Consider the following 15,197-nt stretch of genomic DNA (forward strand, 5'->3'; position numbering starts at 1 on the left):
TGTTGCCATGATTAAAGACCCGTTTGCCCGTCTGGGCCTGGACCGCGAAGTTCTGACTGTCAGCCAGCTCAACGGCCGTGCGCGGGTGTTGCTGGAAGACGTGTTCGCCAATATCTGGGTCGAAGGCGAAATCTCCAACCTCGCCCGCCCGGCGTCCGGCCACGTGTATTTCACCCTCAAGGACAGTGGCGCCCAGGTGCGCTGCGCATTGTTTCGCAGTAACGCCGCACGGGTTCGGCAGGCCTTGAAGGATGGCCTGGCGGTGAAGGTGCGCGGCAAGGTCTCGTTGTTTGAGGGCCGTGGTGATTACCAGTTGATTCTCGACACCGTGGAGCCCGCAGGCGACGGTGCGCTGCGCCTGGCCTTCGATGCGCTGAAAGAAAAACTCAGCGCCGAAGGTCTGTTCAGCGCCGAGCGCAAAGTGCCGCTGCCGGCCCACCCGCAGCGCATCGGCATCATCAGCTCGCCCACCGGCGCGGTGATCCGCGACATCATCAGTGTATTCCGTCGCCGTGCGCCGCAGGTGCAACTGACGTTGATCCCCACCGCCGTGCAAGGCCGCGAAGCCATCCCGCAAATTGTACGGGCGCTGAAACTGGCGGATGCGCGCGGCTTCGACGCACTGATCCTGGCCCGTGGCGGCGGTTCGCTGGAGGACCTCTGGTGCTTTAACGAAGAAGCCGTGGCCCGTGCGGTGGATGCCTGCGTAACCCCTATTGTCAGCGCCGTCGGCCATGAAACCGATGTGTCGATCAGCGACTTCGTGGCTGACGTACGTGCGCCTACACCGTCCGCTGCCGCCGAGCTGCTGGCGCCGGATTCAAGCCATCTGGTGCGCCAGGTGGAGAACCTGCATCGGCGCCTGGTGATGCTGATGCGCAACCGCCTGCGGCACGACCGCTTGCGACTTGAGGGCATGGCCCGCCGGCTGCGTCATCCGGGCGAACGTCTGCGCCAACAGGCCCAACGCCTGGACGACCTGGACATGCGCCTGCGCCGTGCCTTCGAGCGTAGCCTCAACACCCGTCGCGAGCGCTTGATCCGCCTGGAAACCCGCCTCGCCGGCCAGCATCCGGGACGCCAACTGGCCCTATTGCGCCAGCGCTTGGACAGCCTCGCCGAACGCCTGCCGCGCGCCATGCGCGAAGGCCTCAAGGCGCGTCGCCTGCAATTGCAAAGCCAGGTGCAGACGCTGCAGGTGGTCAGCCCGCTGGCCACCCTGGGCCGCGGCTACAGCATCCTGCTGGACGAGCGCGGCCAAGCCATTCGCAGTGCCGCGCAGACCCACACCGGCCAGCGTCTGACCGCGCGACTCGGTGAAGGCCAATTGCAAGTGCGGGTGGAAGACAACCACCTGACACCCGTTACCCTTTCGTTACTGGATTGATCGATGCCACGTCTTTTTAGCCTGTTGATGCTGCTATGCCTGACCTTTAACGCCCACGCCGACAGTTACATCAGCCGCACCCTGAACAAACCGGTGCCGGGCGGCGTGGCAGTGGTCGAGCTGGGCCCTTCGGCAACGGCGCCCAAGGCCACGTATCAAGGCAAGCCGGTGCTGGTGGTCAAGGAACAGGACAATTGGCTGGCGATCGTCGGCATTCCGCTGACGGTCAAACCCGGCAACGAGCGCATCAGCAGCGGCGGCCGCAGCCTGCCCTTTATCGTCGGCTATAAAAAGTACCCGGAACAGCGCATCACCTTGAAGAACAAAAGCCAGGTCAACCCTGCCCCGGCGCAGCTCAAGCGCATCGAGGCCGAGCTGGCGGTACAGATCAAGGCTTACCGCAGTTTCAGCCCGAACCTGCCGAGCAATCTGGTGCTGGACAAGCCTGTTAACGGTCCGCTGTCGAGCAAGTTCGGCGTGCGCCGCTTTTTCAACGGCGAAGAGCGCAACCCGCATTCGGGCCTGGACTTCGCGGTGCCCGCCGGCACGCCGATCAAAACGCCTGCAAACGGCAAAGTGATTCTGGTGGGCAATTACTTTTTCAACGGCAATACCGTGTTCGTTGATCACGGCCAAGGCTTTATCAGCATGTTCTGCCACATGTCCACGATCGACGTGAAGGTCGGCCAGCAACTGGTGCGAGGCGCGGTGGTGGGCAAGGTCGGCTCGACCGGCCGCGCGACGGGGCCGCACATGCACTGGAACGTCAGCCTTAACGATGCGCGGGTGGACCCAGCGATCTTTATTGGCGCTTTCCAACCTTGATATCCGCGATTGCGCGCCTAAGAATTGGCGCGCAATAAAACCCATATCACACCCGAATAATTGGCAGAAAATCTCGATCAGACTGCACAACAAAGAACTTCTATCAATTTTTTTCGACTGCTTGCCATCATTCACCTCGGCGGTTAGGGTTGGACCTATGAAAACCTCTCATACCCTCATTCAGCTCCGCCAGCACCGCAGCCTGTGCCTTGTCAGCGCACGACTGCCAGGCTGAATCGATCTGCCTCGTCTTGTGCTTTATCCCCAATAACAGTTCCACGGCAGGCCGCCTCTTCTCGGCCCCTACATAAAGGATTTCCCGATGAGCATGCTCAAAGACCCGTCTTCGAAGTACCGCGCGTTCCCGACCATCGATATCCCGGACCGCACCTGGCCATCGAAAACCATCACCGCCGCGCCAATCTGGTGCAGTTCCGACTTGCGTGATGGCAACCAATCGCTGATCGAACCGATGGATGCGGTAAAAAAACTGCGTTTCTGGAAAACCCTGGTCGCGGTGGGCGTGAAGGAAATCGAGGCCTCCTTCCCGGCGGCCTCGCAGACCGACTTCGACTTTGTGCGCACCCTGATCGAAGACAACCACATCCCCGAGGACACCACCATCCAGGTGCTGACCCAGGGCCGTGAAGACTTGATCGCACGTACCTTCGAATCCCTGCGCGGAGCCAAGAAGGCCATCGTGCACTTGTACAACGCCACCTCGCCGTCGTTCCGCCGCATCGTGTTCAACCAGGACAAGGACGGGATCAAGGCGATTGCGGTCAACGCCGCCAAGCTGTTCGTCAAATACGCCGCCCAGCAACCGGAAACCCAGTGGACCTTCGAGTACTCGCCTGAGACCTTCAGCGCCACCGAACTGGAGTTCGCCAAGGAAGTCTGCGACGCCGTGATCGAGGTGTGGAACCCGACACCGGAGCACAAGGTCATCCTCAACCTGCCGGCCACCGTGGAATGCGCCACGCCAAATATCTATGCCGACCAGATCGAGTGGTTCGGTCGCCATATCAACCGCCGTGACAGCGTGATCATCAGCCTGCACACCCACAACGACCGTGGTACCGGCGTGGCTGCCACCGAATTGGGCCTGATGGCCGGTGCCGACCGTGTCGAAGGCTGCCTGTTCGGCAACGGCGAGCGCACCGGTAACGTCGATCTGGTCACCGTGGCCCTGAACCTCTATACCCAGGGCGTGGACCCTGAGCTGGATTTCTCCGATATCGACGGCGTGCGCAAAGTCGTTGAAGAGTGCAACCAGATCCAGGTCCACCCACGTCACCCGTACGTCGGCGACCTGGTTCACACCGCGTTCTCCGGCTCCCACCAGGACGCGATCCGCAAGGGCTTCGCCCAGCAGAAATCCGACGCGCTGTGGGAAGTCCCGTACTTGCCGATCGACCCAGCCGATATCGGCCGCAGCTACGAGGCCGTGATCCGCGTCAACAGCCAGTCGGGCAAGGGTGGCATCGCCTACCTGCTGGAACAGGAATACGACATCAGTTTGCCGCGTCGCATGCAGATCGAGTTCAGCCAAGTGGTGCAGGCCGAAACCGACCGCGTGGGCCTGGAGATGACCGCACCGCAAATCTATGCGTTGCTGCAACGTGAATACCTGCAAGCCAACACACCGTATGCGTTGGTCAGCCATCGTTTGCAGGAAGAGAACGGCAACAGCTTCGTCGAAGTGGAAGTCTCCGGCAAAGGCCAGGGCGAAACCAACCTGCACTGGAAAGGCAAAGGCAACGGCGCGCTGGAAGCCTTGGTGGCCGGCCTGCCGGTGGCGGTCGAGATCATGGACTACAACGAACACGCCATCGGCGCGGGCACCAACGCCAAGGCGGCGGCCTACATCGAACTGCGTGTGAACGGCGAACGCCCGGTGCATGGCGTGGGCATCGATGAAAACATCACCACGGCCAGCTTCAAGGCATTGTTCAGTGCACTGAACCGCTCGTTGAGCCAGTTGGAAGCGAAGGCGGCGTAAACGCCGGCCGCTGAGTGCCAAAGGCCCCTGGGTGTGAATCCAGGGGCCTTTTTATTGAGTATCGGATTTGGGTTGACTGTCACTGTCAGGGACTCATCGGGGGCAAGCCCCCTCCCACATTTTTGAATGTTTTCACAAATCAACCTGTGGGAGGGGGCTTGCCCCCGATAGCGGTCAGTCAGACTAACTGAAAACTATCGGCATCCAGATGCGCCGGAAACCGGGCGCGATACGCCGCCAACTCCGCCGCTTCCAGCTTCACCTGAAACACCCCGTCAGCCTCCCCCGCACTGAGCAACGTCTCTCCCTGGAAGTCCAGCACCTGACTGTCGCCGGTGTAGGCAAAGCCTTTACCGTCGGTGCCGACCCGATTCACCGCGGCTACATAACACAGGTTTTCGATGGCCCGCGCCGGTAGCAAGCGGTTCCAGTGCTGGCGCCGGGCGCCGGGCCAGTTGGCCGTGTACAACAGCAGGTCAGTGTCTTGAGCGTCGCGGCTCCAAACCGGGAAGCGCAGGTCGTAGCAAATCAACGGGCGTATACGCCAGCCCTTCAATTCGAACTGCACTTGGCGCTCGCCGGGGGTGTAGTGATTATGCTCACCGGCCATGCGGAATAGATGGCGCTTGTCGTAATGCAACACCTCACCATCGGGCCGTGCCCATAGCAGGCGATTGCGGTGGCTGCCATCGGCGGCCTGGATGATCACGCTGCCGGTGATCACTGCGTCGTATTTGACCGCTTGGGATTGCAACCACTGCTGGGTGGGACCGTGTTCCGGCTCGGCGAGGGCCTGGGACTCCATGGAGAAACCCGTGGTAAACATCTCGGGCAGTACGATCAGATCGGCTCCCCTGGCCTGCTCCAGCAGCGGTTCAAAATGCTCAAGGTTGGCCTGGCGGTCGTGCCAGGCCAGAGTGGTCTGTATCAGGGCAATCGTCAGATCGGGCAGTGCAGTCAGATCACGCATAGTTTTTCGGCTGCCTGGCGCAGCGTGTCCTCACGTTTGGCAAAGCACAAGCGCACCAGACGCTGGCCTTGGGGTGGGTGCTGGTAGAACACCGAGATCGGAATGCTCGCCACCCCATGTTCACGGGTCATCCACAGCGACATGGCGACGTCATCCAGATCCGGGCGTATCTGTGAGTAGTCCACCAATTGGAAGTAAGTACCGGTCACCCGGGTAAAACTCAAACGCGACGGCGCCAGCAAGTCGCAGAACAGGTCGCGCTTGGCCTGATAGAACGCCGGCAGTTCGTCGACATGCTCCGGGCGTTCGGCCATAAAGTCAGCCAATGCGCACTGCAACGGCGTCACACCACAGAAATTGACGTATTGGTGCACCTTGCGCAGTTCGGCCGTCAGCGCTGGTGGGGCGACGACATAGCCGGTTTTCCAGCCAGTGACGTGATAAGTCTTGCCAAAGGAGCTGACCACGAACGCACGTTGGTACAGCTCCTCATGGGCCAACACGCTGACGTGAGAAACTCCGTCGAATACTAAGTGCTCGTAAACCTCATCGCTGACCAGGTAAATATCGCGGTCGCGGATCAGTTCAGCCAATTGGTCCAGCTCAGCGCGGCTGATCAGCGCGCCGGTCGGGTTGTGGGGGGTGTTGAGGATGATCATGCGCGTGCGCGGCGACAGCGCGGCCTTGATCCGTTCAAAATCCAGCGCGAAGCCTTGCAGGCTCAGTTGCACATGCACGCAACGGCCGCCGGCCAGCTCCACCGAGGGTTCATAGCTGTCGTAACACGGGTCGAACACGATGACTTCGTCGCCGCTGCGAATTACTGCCTGGATGGCGCAAAAGATCGCGGCAGTCGCGCCAGGCGTGATGGTCACTTCGGTGTCGGGATTGACCGTAACCCCATAACAGCGGGCGATCTTGGCCGCCACTTGCTGACGCAGAGCCGGCAAACCCGTCATAGGCGAATATTGGTTATGGCCGGCGGCAACATGCTTGCCCACCGCATCGAGCAAACCTTGAGGCCCGTTGAAATCGGGGAAACCCTGGGACAGGTTGAGGGCGCCGGTTTCAGCGGCGAGTTGCGACATGGTGGTAAAAATGGTCGTGCCGACCGTTGGCAGCTTGCTGTTGATCATCGAAGGCCCCTGCGGATGAGCCCCAAGTTTTAAGCTGCCAACCCGGTTGGGTCAAGGCACAAACCGGCGCGCACAAAAAAGGGCTCATCAAGAGCCCTTTCTGCGAAGTCGATATCAGCGCTTGTCGCGGCGCTTTTTGTCGGCTTTCTTGTGGTGAGTCATCAAACGACGCTTCTTGTTCACCTGACGGTCAGTCAGTGTGTTCTTGTTGCCTTCGTATGGGTTCTCGCCACCTTTGAACTCGATACGAATCGGCGTACCGACCAGTTTCAAGACGCGGCGGTAGGTGTTTTCCAGGTAACGCACGTAGGACTTGGGCACCTTCTCGATCTGGTTACCGTGGATCACGATAATCGGCGGGTTGGCACCACCCAAGTGGGCGTAACGCAGCTTGATCCGGCGGTTATTGACCATCGGCGGCGCGTGCTCGCCCACTGCGTCTTCCAGGATCTGGGTCAGACGGTTGGTCGGCCAGCGGGTGACCGCGGACTTGAACGAGTTCTGTACGGAGGCATACAGGTTACCCACGCCAGTGCCGTGCAACGCCGAGATGAAGTGGATATCTGCAAACTCGACGAAGAACAGTCGACGCTGCAGCTCGACCTTGACGAAGTCGCGCTCGCTCGGCGTCATGCCGTCCCACTTGTTGATCGCGATCACCAGTGCCCGACCGGCCTCCAGGGCGAAGCCCAGCAGGTTGAGGTCGTGGTCCACCACGCCTTCACGGGCGTCCATCACAAAGATCACCACGTTGGCGTCCTTGATGGCTTGCAGGGTCTTCACCACGGAGAATTTTTCAACTTCCTCATGGATCTTGCCGCGCTTGCGCACACCGGCGGTATCGATCAGCGTGTACTTCTCGTCGTTGCGTTCGAACGGGATGTAGATGCTGTCGCGGGTGGTGCCTGGTTGGTCATAGACGATGACGCGGTCTTCACCGAGCATGCGGTTGACCAGGGTCGACTTGCCCACGTTGGGGCGGCCGATAATGGCGATCTTGATACCGTCTTTTTCGCTCGGGCCAGGAATGCGCTTGGCTTCCTCGCCTTCGGCGACGATCTCTTCTTCGCCCTCTTCTTCCTCGACATCATCTTTCGGGAAGTCGCGCAGAGCGACCTCCAACATCTGAGTGATGCCGCGACCGTGGGCACCGGCAATAGGGATCGCGTCACCCAGGCCCATCGGGCTGAATTCAGCACGGGCCTGCTCAGGATCGATGTTGTCGATCTTGTTGGCGACCAGGTAGGAGCGTTTGTTGCGCTTGCGCAGGTGCTCGCCGATCATCTGGTCGGCAGCGGTGTAGCCCGCGCGGGCGTCCACCAGGAACAACACGACATCGGCTTCTTCAATGGCCAGCAGCGACTGCTCGGCCATTTTTTCGTCCATGCCATGCTCGTCACCGGAGATACCACCGGTGTCGACGATAATGTAGGAGCGCCCTTGCCACTTTGCCTCACCGTATTGGCGATCACGGGTCAGACCGGACAAGTCGCCGACAATGGCGTCGCGAGTCCTGGTCAGGCGGTTGAACAAGGTGGACTTGCCGACGTTAGGTCGGCCCACCAGGGCGATTACGGGAACCATGCGGCTCTCCACTTCGTTATTTCAGAAAATACAAAAGCCGCTGCAGGGCAGCGGCTGGTGCTCGGGGCAGCATATTCATGCCGCATGCCCTGCCGAAGCAGGGCCGCCTGGGGGTAACCCCAAGCATAGTCAAACCTTTACTTGATGGTCAGGGCTTCCAGCTTGCCGCTGTTGCCATACACATAAAGCATGTTACCCACCACCAGCGGACGCGCACGCAGGCCGTCGCTGTCGATACGCTCGCGACCGACAAAGCGACCGTCCACCTGGCTCAGCAGGTGCAGGTAGCCTTCGAAGTCGCCGACCGCCACATAGCTGGAGAATACTTCCGGCGCCGACAACTGACGGCGAGCCAGCGAGTCATTGCTCCACAACGCAGTGGTAGTACGCTCGTCGACGCTTTCCACGGTTCCCGACGCCAGGCTGACATAGACGCTGCCAAGCCCCTGCGCGACACCGGCGTAGCTGGAAGCATCACGCTGCCAGTTCACCCGACCGGTCTGCAGGTCCAGTGCCGCGACACGGCCTTGGTAAGTGGCGACGTAGAGGGTTTCGCCCGACAGCAGCAACCCGCCATCGATATCCACAACGCGGTCCAGCTCGGAACGACCTTGTGGGATGGCCACGCGGGTTTCCCAGGCCGGTACGCCGTTAAGCGTATCAAGGGCGACCACTTTACCGGTCGACAGACCTACCACGGCCAGATTATTGGTCACTACCGGACCGCTGGTACCGCGCAAGGTCAACACCGCCGGGGTACTGTCGTACAACCAGCGCTGTTCGCCGGTGCTGGCGTCCAGGCCAATCACACGGTCGTCCTGGGTCTGCACCACGACCACATTGCCATTGGTGGCAGGGGGTGCGAGTACTTCACTGGTCACGCGAGCGCGCCATTTCTCTTCACCGGTGCTGGAATCCAGCGCCACGACTTCGCCCTTGAGCGTGCCGAGCATTACCAGGCCATAACCCACGCCAACGGCGCCGGACACTGGCAGTTCCAGGTCTTTTTTCCACTTGACGTCGCCGTTCATGCGATCCATCGAGATCACAACGCCGGTCACGTCAGCGGCAACGATGTTTTCACCGTCAATAGCCGGCACCAACATGTTGTAGGTTTCGCCCTGACCGTCACCGATGGAGCGGCTCCACTGCTTTTGCAGGACCACTTCTTCCTTGAAGCTGGTCAGCTCGGCCGGAGGCAGTTCTTTTTTACTGTTGCTGCTGCAACCCGCGGCCAGAACGGCCAGAGCCAGCAATGCTGCATGTTTCCAACGGATCACGTCACGCATCCCCTTTGGCCAAGTCGTCCAGCTTGATTTGTAAGCCACCGACTGCCGCTTCATCAGACAGCGCCGCCTTGGCTTTTTGGTACGCAGCATTCGCTTCGTCGGTACGACCCAATTGGACCAGCAGGTCGCCCTTGAGCTCTTCGCGAGTGGCTACAAATGCTTTGTCAGCATCGCCGTCGAGCAGTTTGAGTGCTTCGTCAGCTTTGTTCTGTGCCGCCATCACCTGAGCCAGGCGTTGACGCGCGATTTCACCCAGGGTCGGGTTGGTCGGCTTGTCGACGATGGCTTTCAGCTCGGTGGCTGCATCATCCAGCTTGCCGGTATCGACCGCGACTTTCGCGACGAACAAGCTGCCGTACTGGGCGTAGGTGCTGCCGCCGAATTCGTTCTTCAGCTTGCCGGCCAGGTCGGCCACGCGCGCCGGATCGGGCTTACCGTCCGGTGTCAGGGTGGTTTCCAGCAATTGCTGATAAACGATCGAGGCGCCTTGGGATTGGTTGGCCTGATACTTGGTCCAGGCTTGCCAGCCGAACACCACCACTAAAGCCAGCAGACCGCCGGTAACCAGGGGCTTGCCGTTACGCTGCCACCAGTCCTTGAACTCGGCCAACTGCTCATCATCAGTACTCGACACCCCAATACTCCTTAATCGCTAAATTCGGCTGTTCGACAGCTTCAACCCTGCACGACGCAGGTGGCCAAGTGCGCTGCGAGCGCATCAAAGGCAATATTCTGTTGCTCGCCCTGGCCACGCAGGGGTTTGAAACCTATCACTTGCTGGGCCAACTCGTCATCGCCCAGGATCAATGCGTACAACGCACCGCTCTTGTCGGCTTTCTTGAACTGGCTCTTGAAGCTGCCCGCGCCGGCGTTGATCTGCAAGCGCAGGTTTGGCAGTTGGTCGCGAACCTTTTCGCTCAAGGCCAGTGCAGCCAACTCGGCGGCCTCGCCAAAGGCGCACAGGTACACATCCACCTGACGGGAAATTTCTTCCGGCACCTGCTCCAGGGTTTCCAGCAGCAGGATCAAGCGCTCGATGCCCATGGCAAAACCTACGCCGGTGGTCGGCTTGCCGCCCATCTGCTCGACCAGGCCATCATAACGGCCACCGGCACACACGGTGCCCTGGGCGCCGAGCTTGTCGGTAACCCATTCGAATACGGTTTTGCTGTAGTAATCCAGGCCACGTACCAATTTCGGATTGATCACGTAGGGAATACCGGCCGCATCCAGGCGAGCCTTGAGGCCCTCGAAGTGCGTGCGGGATTCGTCGTCCAGGTAATCGGCCATTTTCGGCGCGTCGACCAGGACCGCCTGGGTATCGGCGTTCTTGGTGTCCAGCACGCGCAGCGGGTTGGTCTTCAGACGGCGCTGGCTGTCTTCATCCAACTGATCCAGGCGCGCGGACAGGAATTCAACCAGGGCTTCGCGATAGCGCCCACGGGACTCGCTGGTGCCCAGGCTGTTGAGTTCAAGCTTGACTGCATCGCGGATGCCCAACATGCCCCACAGGCGCCAGGTCAGCACGATCAATTCGGCGTCAATGTCCGGGCCATCGAGGTTGAACACTTCCAGGCCGATCTGGTGAAACTGGCGATAACGGCCCTTCTGCGGACGCTCGTGACGAAACATCGGGCCGATGTACCACAGTTTCTGCGGCTGGCCGCCACCGGTCAGGCCGTGTTCGAGTACTGCGCGCACGCAGGCGGCAGTACCTTCCGGACGCAGGGTCAGGGAGTCGCCGTTGCGGTCTTCGAAGGTGTACATCTCTTTTTCGACGATGTCGGTCACTTCACCGATGGAGCGCTTGAACAGCTCGGTGAACTCGACGATGGGCATGCGGATCTGCTTGTAACCGTAGTTATCCAGCAGGCGCGCGACAGTCCCCTCGAAATAGCGCCACAGTGGCGTCTGGTCGGGCAGGATGTCGTTCATGCCACGAATGGCTTGCAGAGACTTGCTCACATCAAATCCTTAAATTCGTTCTTAGCCGCGTGCGATCAGCGCTGCGTCAGCCGCGACCTTCTCGGCCGCTTTCTCGCGGATCAGCCGTTCAAGCTCATCCACCAGATTGTCATTCGTCAACTTCTGCGACGGTTTGCCGTCGATGTAAATCAGGTTCGGTGTACCGCCGGTCAAGCCAATATGGGCTTCCTTGGCTTCACCCGGCCCGTTGACCACACAACCGATCACCGCGACATCCAGCGGTACCAGCAGATCTTCGAGGCGCCCTTCCAGATCGTTCATGGTTTTCACCACGTCGAAATTCTGCCGCGAGCAGCTCGGGCAGGCGATGAAGTTGATGCCTCGGGAACGCAAATGCAGGGATTTGAGAATGTCGTAGCCGACTTTCACTTCCTCTACCGGGTCTGCCGCCAAGGAGATGCGGATGGTATCGCCAATCCCTTCGGCGAGCAGCATACCGAGACCCACCGCAGATTTCACTGTGCCTGAGCGCAAACCGCCCGCTTCGGTGATACCCAGGTGCAGCGGCTGCACGATTTCCTTGGCCAATAAACGGTAGGCTTCTACCGCCATGAACACATCGGAGGCTTTTACGCTGACCTTGAAGTCCTGGAAATTCAGGCGCTCCAGATGTTCAACGTGGCGCAACGCCGACTCAACCAGCGCCGCCGGGGTTGGCTCGCCGTATTTTTTTTGCAGGTCTTTTTCCAGGGAACCGGCGTTGACGCCAATACGGATAGGGATCCCACGATCACGCGCGGCATCCACCACCGCACGCACGCGGTCTTCGCGACCAATGTTGCCCGGGTTGATGCGCAGGCAGTCCACACCGAGCTCCGCAACGCGCAAGGCTATGCGGTAGTCGAAGTGAATGTCGGCCACCAACGGCACTTTGACCAATTGCTTGATACGACCGAATGCCTCAGCGGCATCCATGTCCGGCACGGACACCCGCACGATGTCCACACCGGCAGCTTCCAGGCGATTGATCTGGGCAACGGTTGCGGCCACATCATTGGTGTCGCTGTTGGTCATGCTCTGCACCGCGATGGGAGCATCGCCGCCCACCGGCACCGAGCCGACCCAGATCTTGCGCGATACGCGACGTTTGATTGGAGATTCGCCGTGCATGACTATTGTCCCAACTTGAGGCGAGCGGTCTCGCCACTGGTGAACGGCGCCACGTCCACAGGCTGGCCGTTATAGGCCACTTGTGCGCCTCGGGCGTAGCCCAGACGCAGCGTCAAAGGAGGCTTGCCGCCCTGGTCCAGCGTATCGCCCTTGCGCTTGAGACCGCTAAACAGCACTTTGCCATTGCCATCGGTGAGCTGCGTCCAGCAATCAGCGATGAAAGTGATCTGTACGCGCCCGTCACCGGCAATCAACGCAGGCGTGGTGGGCGGCGAAATCGCCGGGGTGGCCGGAGCAGCCGGGGCGGTGGTCGCTGGAGCCTGTGCGGGCACGGCAGGCACATGGGCTTGAGCGGCAGGCGCAGCCGGTGTTGCGGGGGCCGCAGGCGCGGTCGCAGCCGGCGCGGTTTCCGATGCGAGCGGCTGCTCAGTGGCCAGTGGCGCCTCAGGTGTGGTCTGCCCCTCGACAACGGCCTGGTCTTCCGGCTCATCCAACGGATGAATCTGGGTGGTGCCATCGGCGCTTTCGACTTCGACATGCTCCATGGCGTTACTGGTCATGTCCTTGGTGCGCTGGGAGGTCTGGTCTTGCCACCAGACAAAACCGCCGCCAATCACGGCGATCAGCAGCAAAAGGCTGACAATTCGCAAAATAGTGTGAGAAACGCGTACCGGCTCTTCAATACGTCCCAGCCCATGCACGCTGCTGCCTTGGGAGTCGGTGCCGGTGTACTGGTCGAACTCCTGAACCAATACGGCCTGGTCGATACCCAGCAATTTGGCATAAGCGCGGATATAGCCACGGGCGAAGGTATGCCCAGGTAACTTGTCGAACGCGCCTGCTTCAAGGTTAGCCAGGGACGTAGTGGTCAAATTGAGCTTGAGGGCCACTTCCGCCAGCGACCAACCATTGCTTTCGCGGGCTTGACGCAAGGTCTCGCCTGGGTTTACGCGATTAGCTGCTACAACTTCCGGGTGCGCCGCTTTCATCATTGCTCCGACAGGTATTGCTGATATTCCGGGGTACCGGGATAGAGTCGTTCGAGTTGCTGGCCAAACCGTGCGGCCGTGTCGCGTTCTTCATGAACCGTCGCCAGGCGCACGCCGAGCAATAGACTACGTGCATTTTGCCCGCTGAGCAGGCTAAAACGTTCGTAATAGTCGCGGGCCGGCACATAATGCCTGTCTTCATAAGACAACTCAGCCATTTCGAGCAAGGCACGCGGCTGGCGAGCGTTCAAATGCAGAGCCTTTTCCAGATGCCGGCGGGCGTCTTCACGCTGGCCGAGGCGCACCGCATTAACCCCGAGATTTTCGAATACCCGCGAGCGCTCAGGGTAGAGGGTATCAACGCTTGCTCGTTGGAAATAATCGGCGGCCTGGTCATATCGTTTCTGCGCGAACAGGAAGCTACCGTAGTTGTTCAGCAACCGTGGGTCGTCAGGACGGGCAGCCAGGGCCTTCTTGAAATAACCGTCAGCCAGTTCCGGCTCGGCCTGGGCTTGAAAGACCAGCGCCAACGCTGCGTTAGCATCGGCATCATCGCCGTCCAGCTCAAGGGCCTTTTTCAACGGTACCTTGGCCTGTTCGCTCATGCCCTGCTGCAAATAGCCCAACCCTAACTGAACATAAGCGACTCGCGCTTCGTCACGGCCCTTGCCGGTTTGCAAAGGGTGCTCATGGCCCGATGAAACACACCCGGCAAGACCGGTAATCAGCAGAAGCAGCGCAAGGCGCAAGGGCATAGAGATCCTCTCTCAGGTTCGATTCACAGCGCTTTGCGGCATATCGTCGGCGGCGCTCAGTTCGCGCACCGCAATATAACGTTCGCTGCGACGGGTGCGATCCAGCACCTGTCCTACCAATTGGCCACAGGCGGCGTCGATGTCTTCACCACGGGTGGTGCGTACGGTGACATTGAAGCCGGCCTGGTGCAGTAGATCCTGGAAACGACGAATGGCGTTGTTGCTCGGCCGCTCGTAGCCAGAATGGGGAAACGGGTTAAACGGAATCAGGTTGATCTTGCATGGGATGTTCTTGAGCAACTCGATCATCTCGACCGCGTGTTCGACCTTGTCGTTGATGTCTTTGAGCAAGGTGTACTCGATGGTCAGCACGCGCTTTTCGCCCAGGGACGACATGTAGCGCTGGCAAGATTCGAGCAGCATCTTAAGCGGATACTTCTTGTTGATCGGCACCAATTGGTTACGCAATGCGTCATTGGGTGCGTGCAGCGACAACGCCAGGGAGACGTCGATGTGCTTGGACAGCTCATCGATCATCGGCACCACGCCGGAGGTCGAGAGGGTCACACGGCGCTTGGAGATGCCGTAGCCCAGGTCGTCCATCATCAGGTGCATGGCCGAAACGACGTTGTCGAAGTTCAGCAGCGGCTCACCCATGCCCATCATCACCACGTTGGTGATGGCACGGTCGACGGTTGCCGGGACGCTGCCAAAGGATTTGTTGGCAATCCACACCTGGCCGATGACTTCGGCGGCCGTGAGGTTGCTATTGAAGCCTTGCTTGCCGGTGGAGCAGAAACTGCAATCCAGGGCACAGCCTGCCTGGGACGAAACGCACAATGTGCCGCGCTTGCCCTGGGGAATGTAAACGGTCTCGACGCAGCTGCCGGACGCCACACGCACCACCCACTTACGGGTGCCGTCGCTGGAAATGTCCTCGCTGACCACTTCGGGACCACGGACCTCAGCAATGGCCTTGAGCTTGTCGCGCAAGGCTTTGCTGACGTTCGTCATGGCGTCGAAATCGTCGACGCCAAAGTGGTGAATCCACTTCATTACCTGACCGGCACGGAAACGCTTCTCCCCGATTGAGTCGAAGAATTTTTCCATTTCCTGTTGAGTCAGACCCAGCAGGTTGGTTTTTACAGTCGATGTAGTCATGGA

The 15,197-nt window shown here is 60.1% G+C and carries 13 protein-coding genes; 3 read left to right on the forward strand and 10 right to left on the reverse strand.

Annotated elements, in window-relative coordinates; genetic code table 11:
• The first annotated feature begins 7 nt into the window (after positions 1 to 7).
• The 3 genes from xseA to leuA all read left to right on the forward strand — a co-directional run bounded on the left by xseA (position 8) and on the right by leuA (position 4,214).
• Positions 8 to 1,387, forward strand: coding sequence for an exodeoxyribonuclease VII large subunit (gene xseA, locus HRH33_RS22125; RefSeq protein ID WP_034139222.1), 1,380 nt, complete (start codon positions 8 to 10; stop codon positions 1,385 to 1,387).
• A gap of 3 nt (positions 1,388 to 1,390) precedes the next feature.
• Positions 1,391 to 2,212 (forward strand): M23 family metallopeptidase, encoded by an 822-nt coding sequence (locus tag HRH33_RS22130; RefSeq protein ID WP_034139223.1) that lies wholly within the window; start codon positions 1,391 to 1,393, stop codon positions 2,210 to 2,212.
• Positions 2,213 to 2,534: 322 nt separating this feature from the next.
• Entirely contained in the window at positions 2,535 to 4,214 is a 1,680-nt protein-coding gene (leuA, locus tag HRH33_RS22135; protein WP_034100403.1) for a 2-isopropylmalate synthase, read from the forward strand.
• Between the two features lie 178 nt (positions 4,215 to 4,392).
• Here leuA and HRH33_RS22140 read toward each other — a convergent pair whose 3' ends face one another.
• From HRH33_RS22140 to rlmN, 10 genes are all read right to left on the reverse strand, one after another.
• Positions 4,393 to 5,184: an amidohydrolase gene (locus HRH33_RS22140; RefSeq protein WP_167416623.1), complete on the reverse strand. Its 792-nt coding sequence runs from the start codon at positions 5,182 to 5,184 to the stop codon at positions 4,393 to 4,395.
• Positions 5,172 to 6,320, reverse strand: a complete 1,149-nt coding sequence (locus tag HRH33_RS22145; RefSeq protein WP_167416622.1) for a pyridoxal phosphate-dependent aminotransferase — start codon at positions 6,318 to 6,320, stop codon at positions 5,172 to 5,174. The genes HRH33_RS22140 and HRH33_RS22145 overlap by 13 nt, the downstream gene beginning before the upstream one ends.
• A gap of 114 nt (positions 6,321 to 6,434) precedes the next feature.
• Positions 6,435 to 7,904, reverse strand: a complete 1,470-nt coding sequence (gene der / locus HRH33_RS22150; RefSeq protein WP_034139225.1) for a ribosome biogenesis GTPase Der — start codon at positions 7,902 to 7,904, stop codon at positions 6,435 to 6,437.
• Between the two features lie 137 nt (positions 7,905 to 8,041).
• The gene (gene bamB, locus HRH33_RS22155; RefSeq protein WP_034100413.1) at positions 8,042 to 9,193 is read right to left on the reverse strand and encodes an outer membrane protein assembly factor BamB; all 1,152 of its coding nucleotides are present in this window, start codon (positions 9,191 to 9,193) and stop codon (positions 8,042 to 8,044) included.
• Positions 9,186 to 9,827, reverse strand: a complete 642-nt coding sequence (locus HRH33_RS22160; protein WP_034100415.1) for a YfgM family protein — start codon at positions 9,825 to 9,827, stop codon at positions 9,186 to 9,188. The genes bamB and HRH33_RS22160 overlap by 8 nt, the downstream gene beginning before the upstream one ends.
• 41 nt (positions 9,828 to 9,868) lie before the next feature.
• A complete protein-coding gene (gene hisS / locus HRH33_RS22165) occupies positions 9,869 to 11,158 on the reverse strand; it encodes a histidine--tRNA ligase (RefSeq protein ID WP_034115032.1) in 1,290 nt (429 codons plus the stop codon).
• A gap of 21 nt (positions 11,159 to 11,179) precedes the next feature.
• On the reverse strand, positions 11,180 to 12,289 hold the full coding sequence (ispG, locus tag HRH33_RS22170) for a flavodoxin-dependent (E)-4-hydroxy-3-methylbut-2-enyl-diphosphate synthase (RefSeq protein WP_034100419.1): 1,110 nt from the start codon (positions 12,287 to 12,289) through the stop codon (positions 11,180 to 11,182).
• Positions 12,290 to 12,291: 2 nt separating this feature from the next.
• Complete coding sequence (locus HRH33_RS22175) at positions 12,292 to 13,278, reverse strand: RodZ domain-containing protein (RefSeq protein ID WP_034139227.1); 987 nt, start codon at positions 13,276 to 13,278, stop codon at positions 12,292 to 12,294.
• The gene (gene pilW / locus HRH33_RS22180; RefSeq protein ID WP_167416621.1) at positions 13,278 to 14,033 is read right to left on the reverse strand and encodes a type IV pilus biogenesis/stability protein PilW; all 756 of its coding nucleotides are present in this window, start codon (positions 14,031 to 14,033) and stop codon (positions 13,278 to 13,280) included. Before pilW ends, HRH33_RS22175 begins: the two co-directional genes overlap by 1 nt.
• A 12-nt stretch (positions 14,034 to 14,045) precedes the next feature.
• The gene (rlmN, locus tag HRH33_RS22185) at positions 14,046 to 15,194 is read right to left on the reverse strand and encodes a dual-specificity RNA methyltransferase RlmN (protein ID WP_094065503.1); all 1,149 of its coding nucleotides are present in this window, start codon (positions 15,192 to 15,194) and stop codon (positions 14,046 to 14,048) included.
• Positions 15,195 to 15,197 lie beyond the last annotated feature (3 nt).

Origin of the sequence: Pseudomonas rhodesiae, assembly GCF_013285305.1 — a bacterium.
In the GTDB taxonomy this organism is placed as follows: domain Bacteria; phylum Pseudomonadota; class Gammaproteobacteria; order Pseudomonadales; family Pseudomonadaceae; genus Aquipseudomonas; species Aquipseudomonas rhodesiae.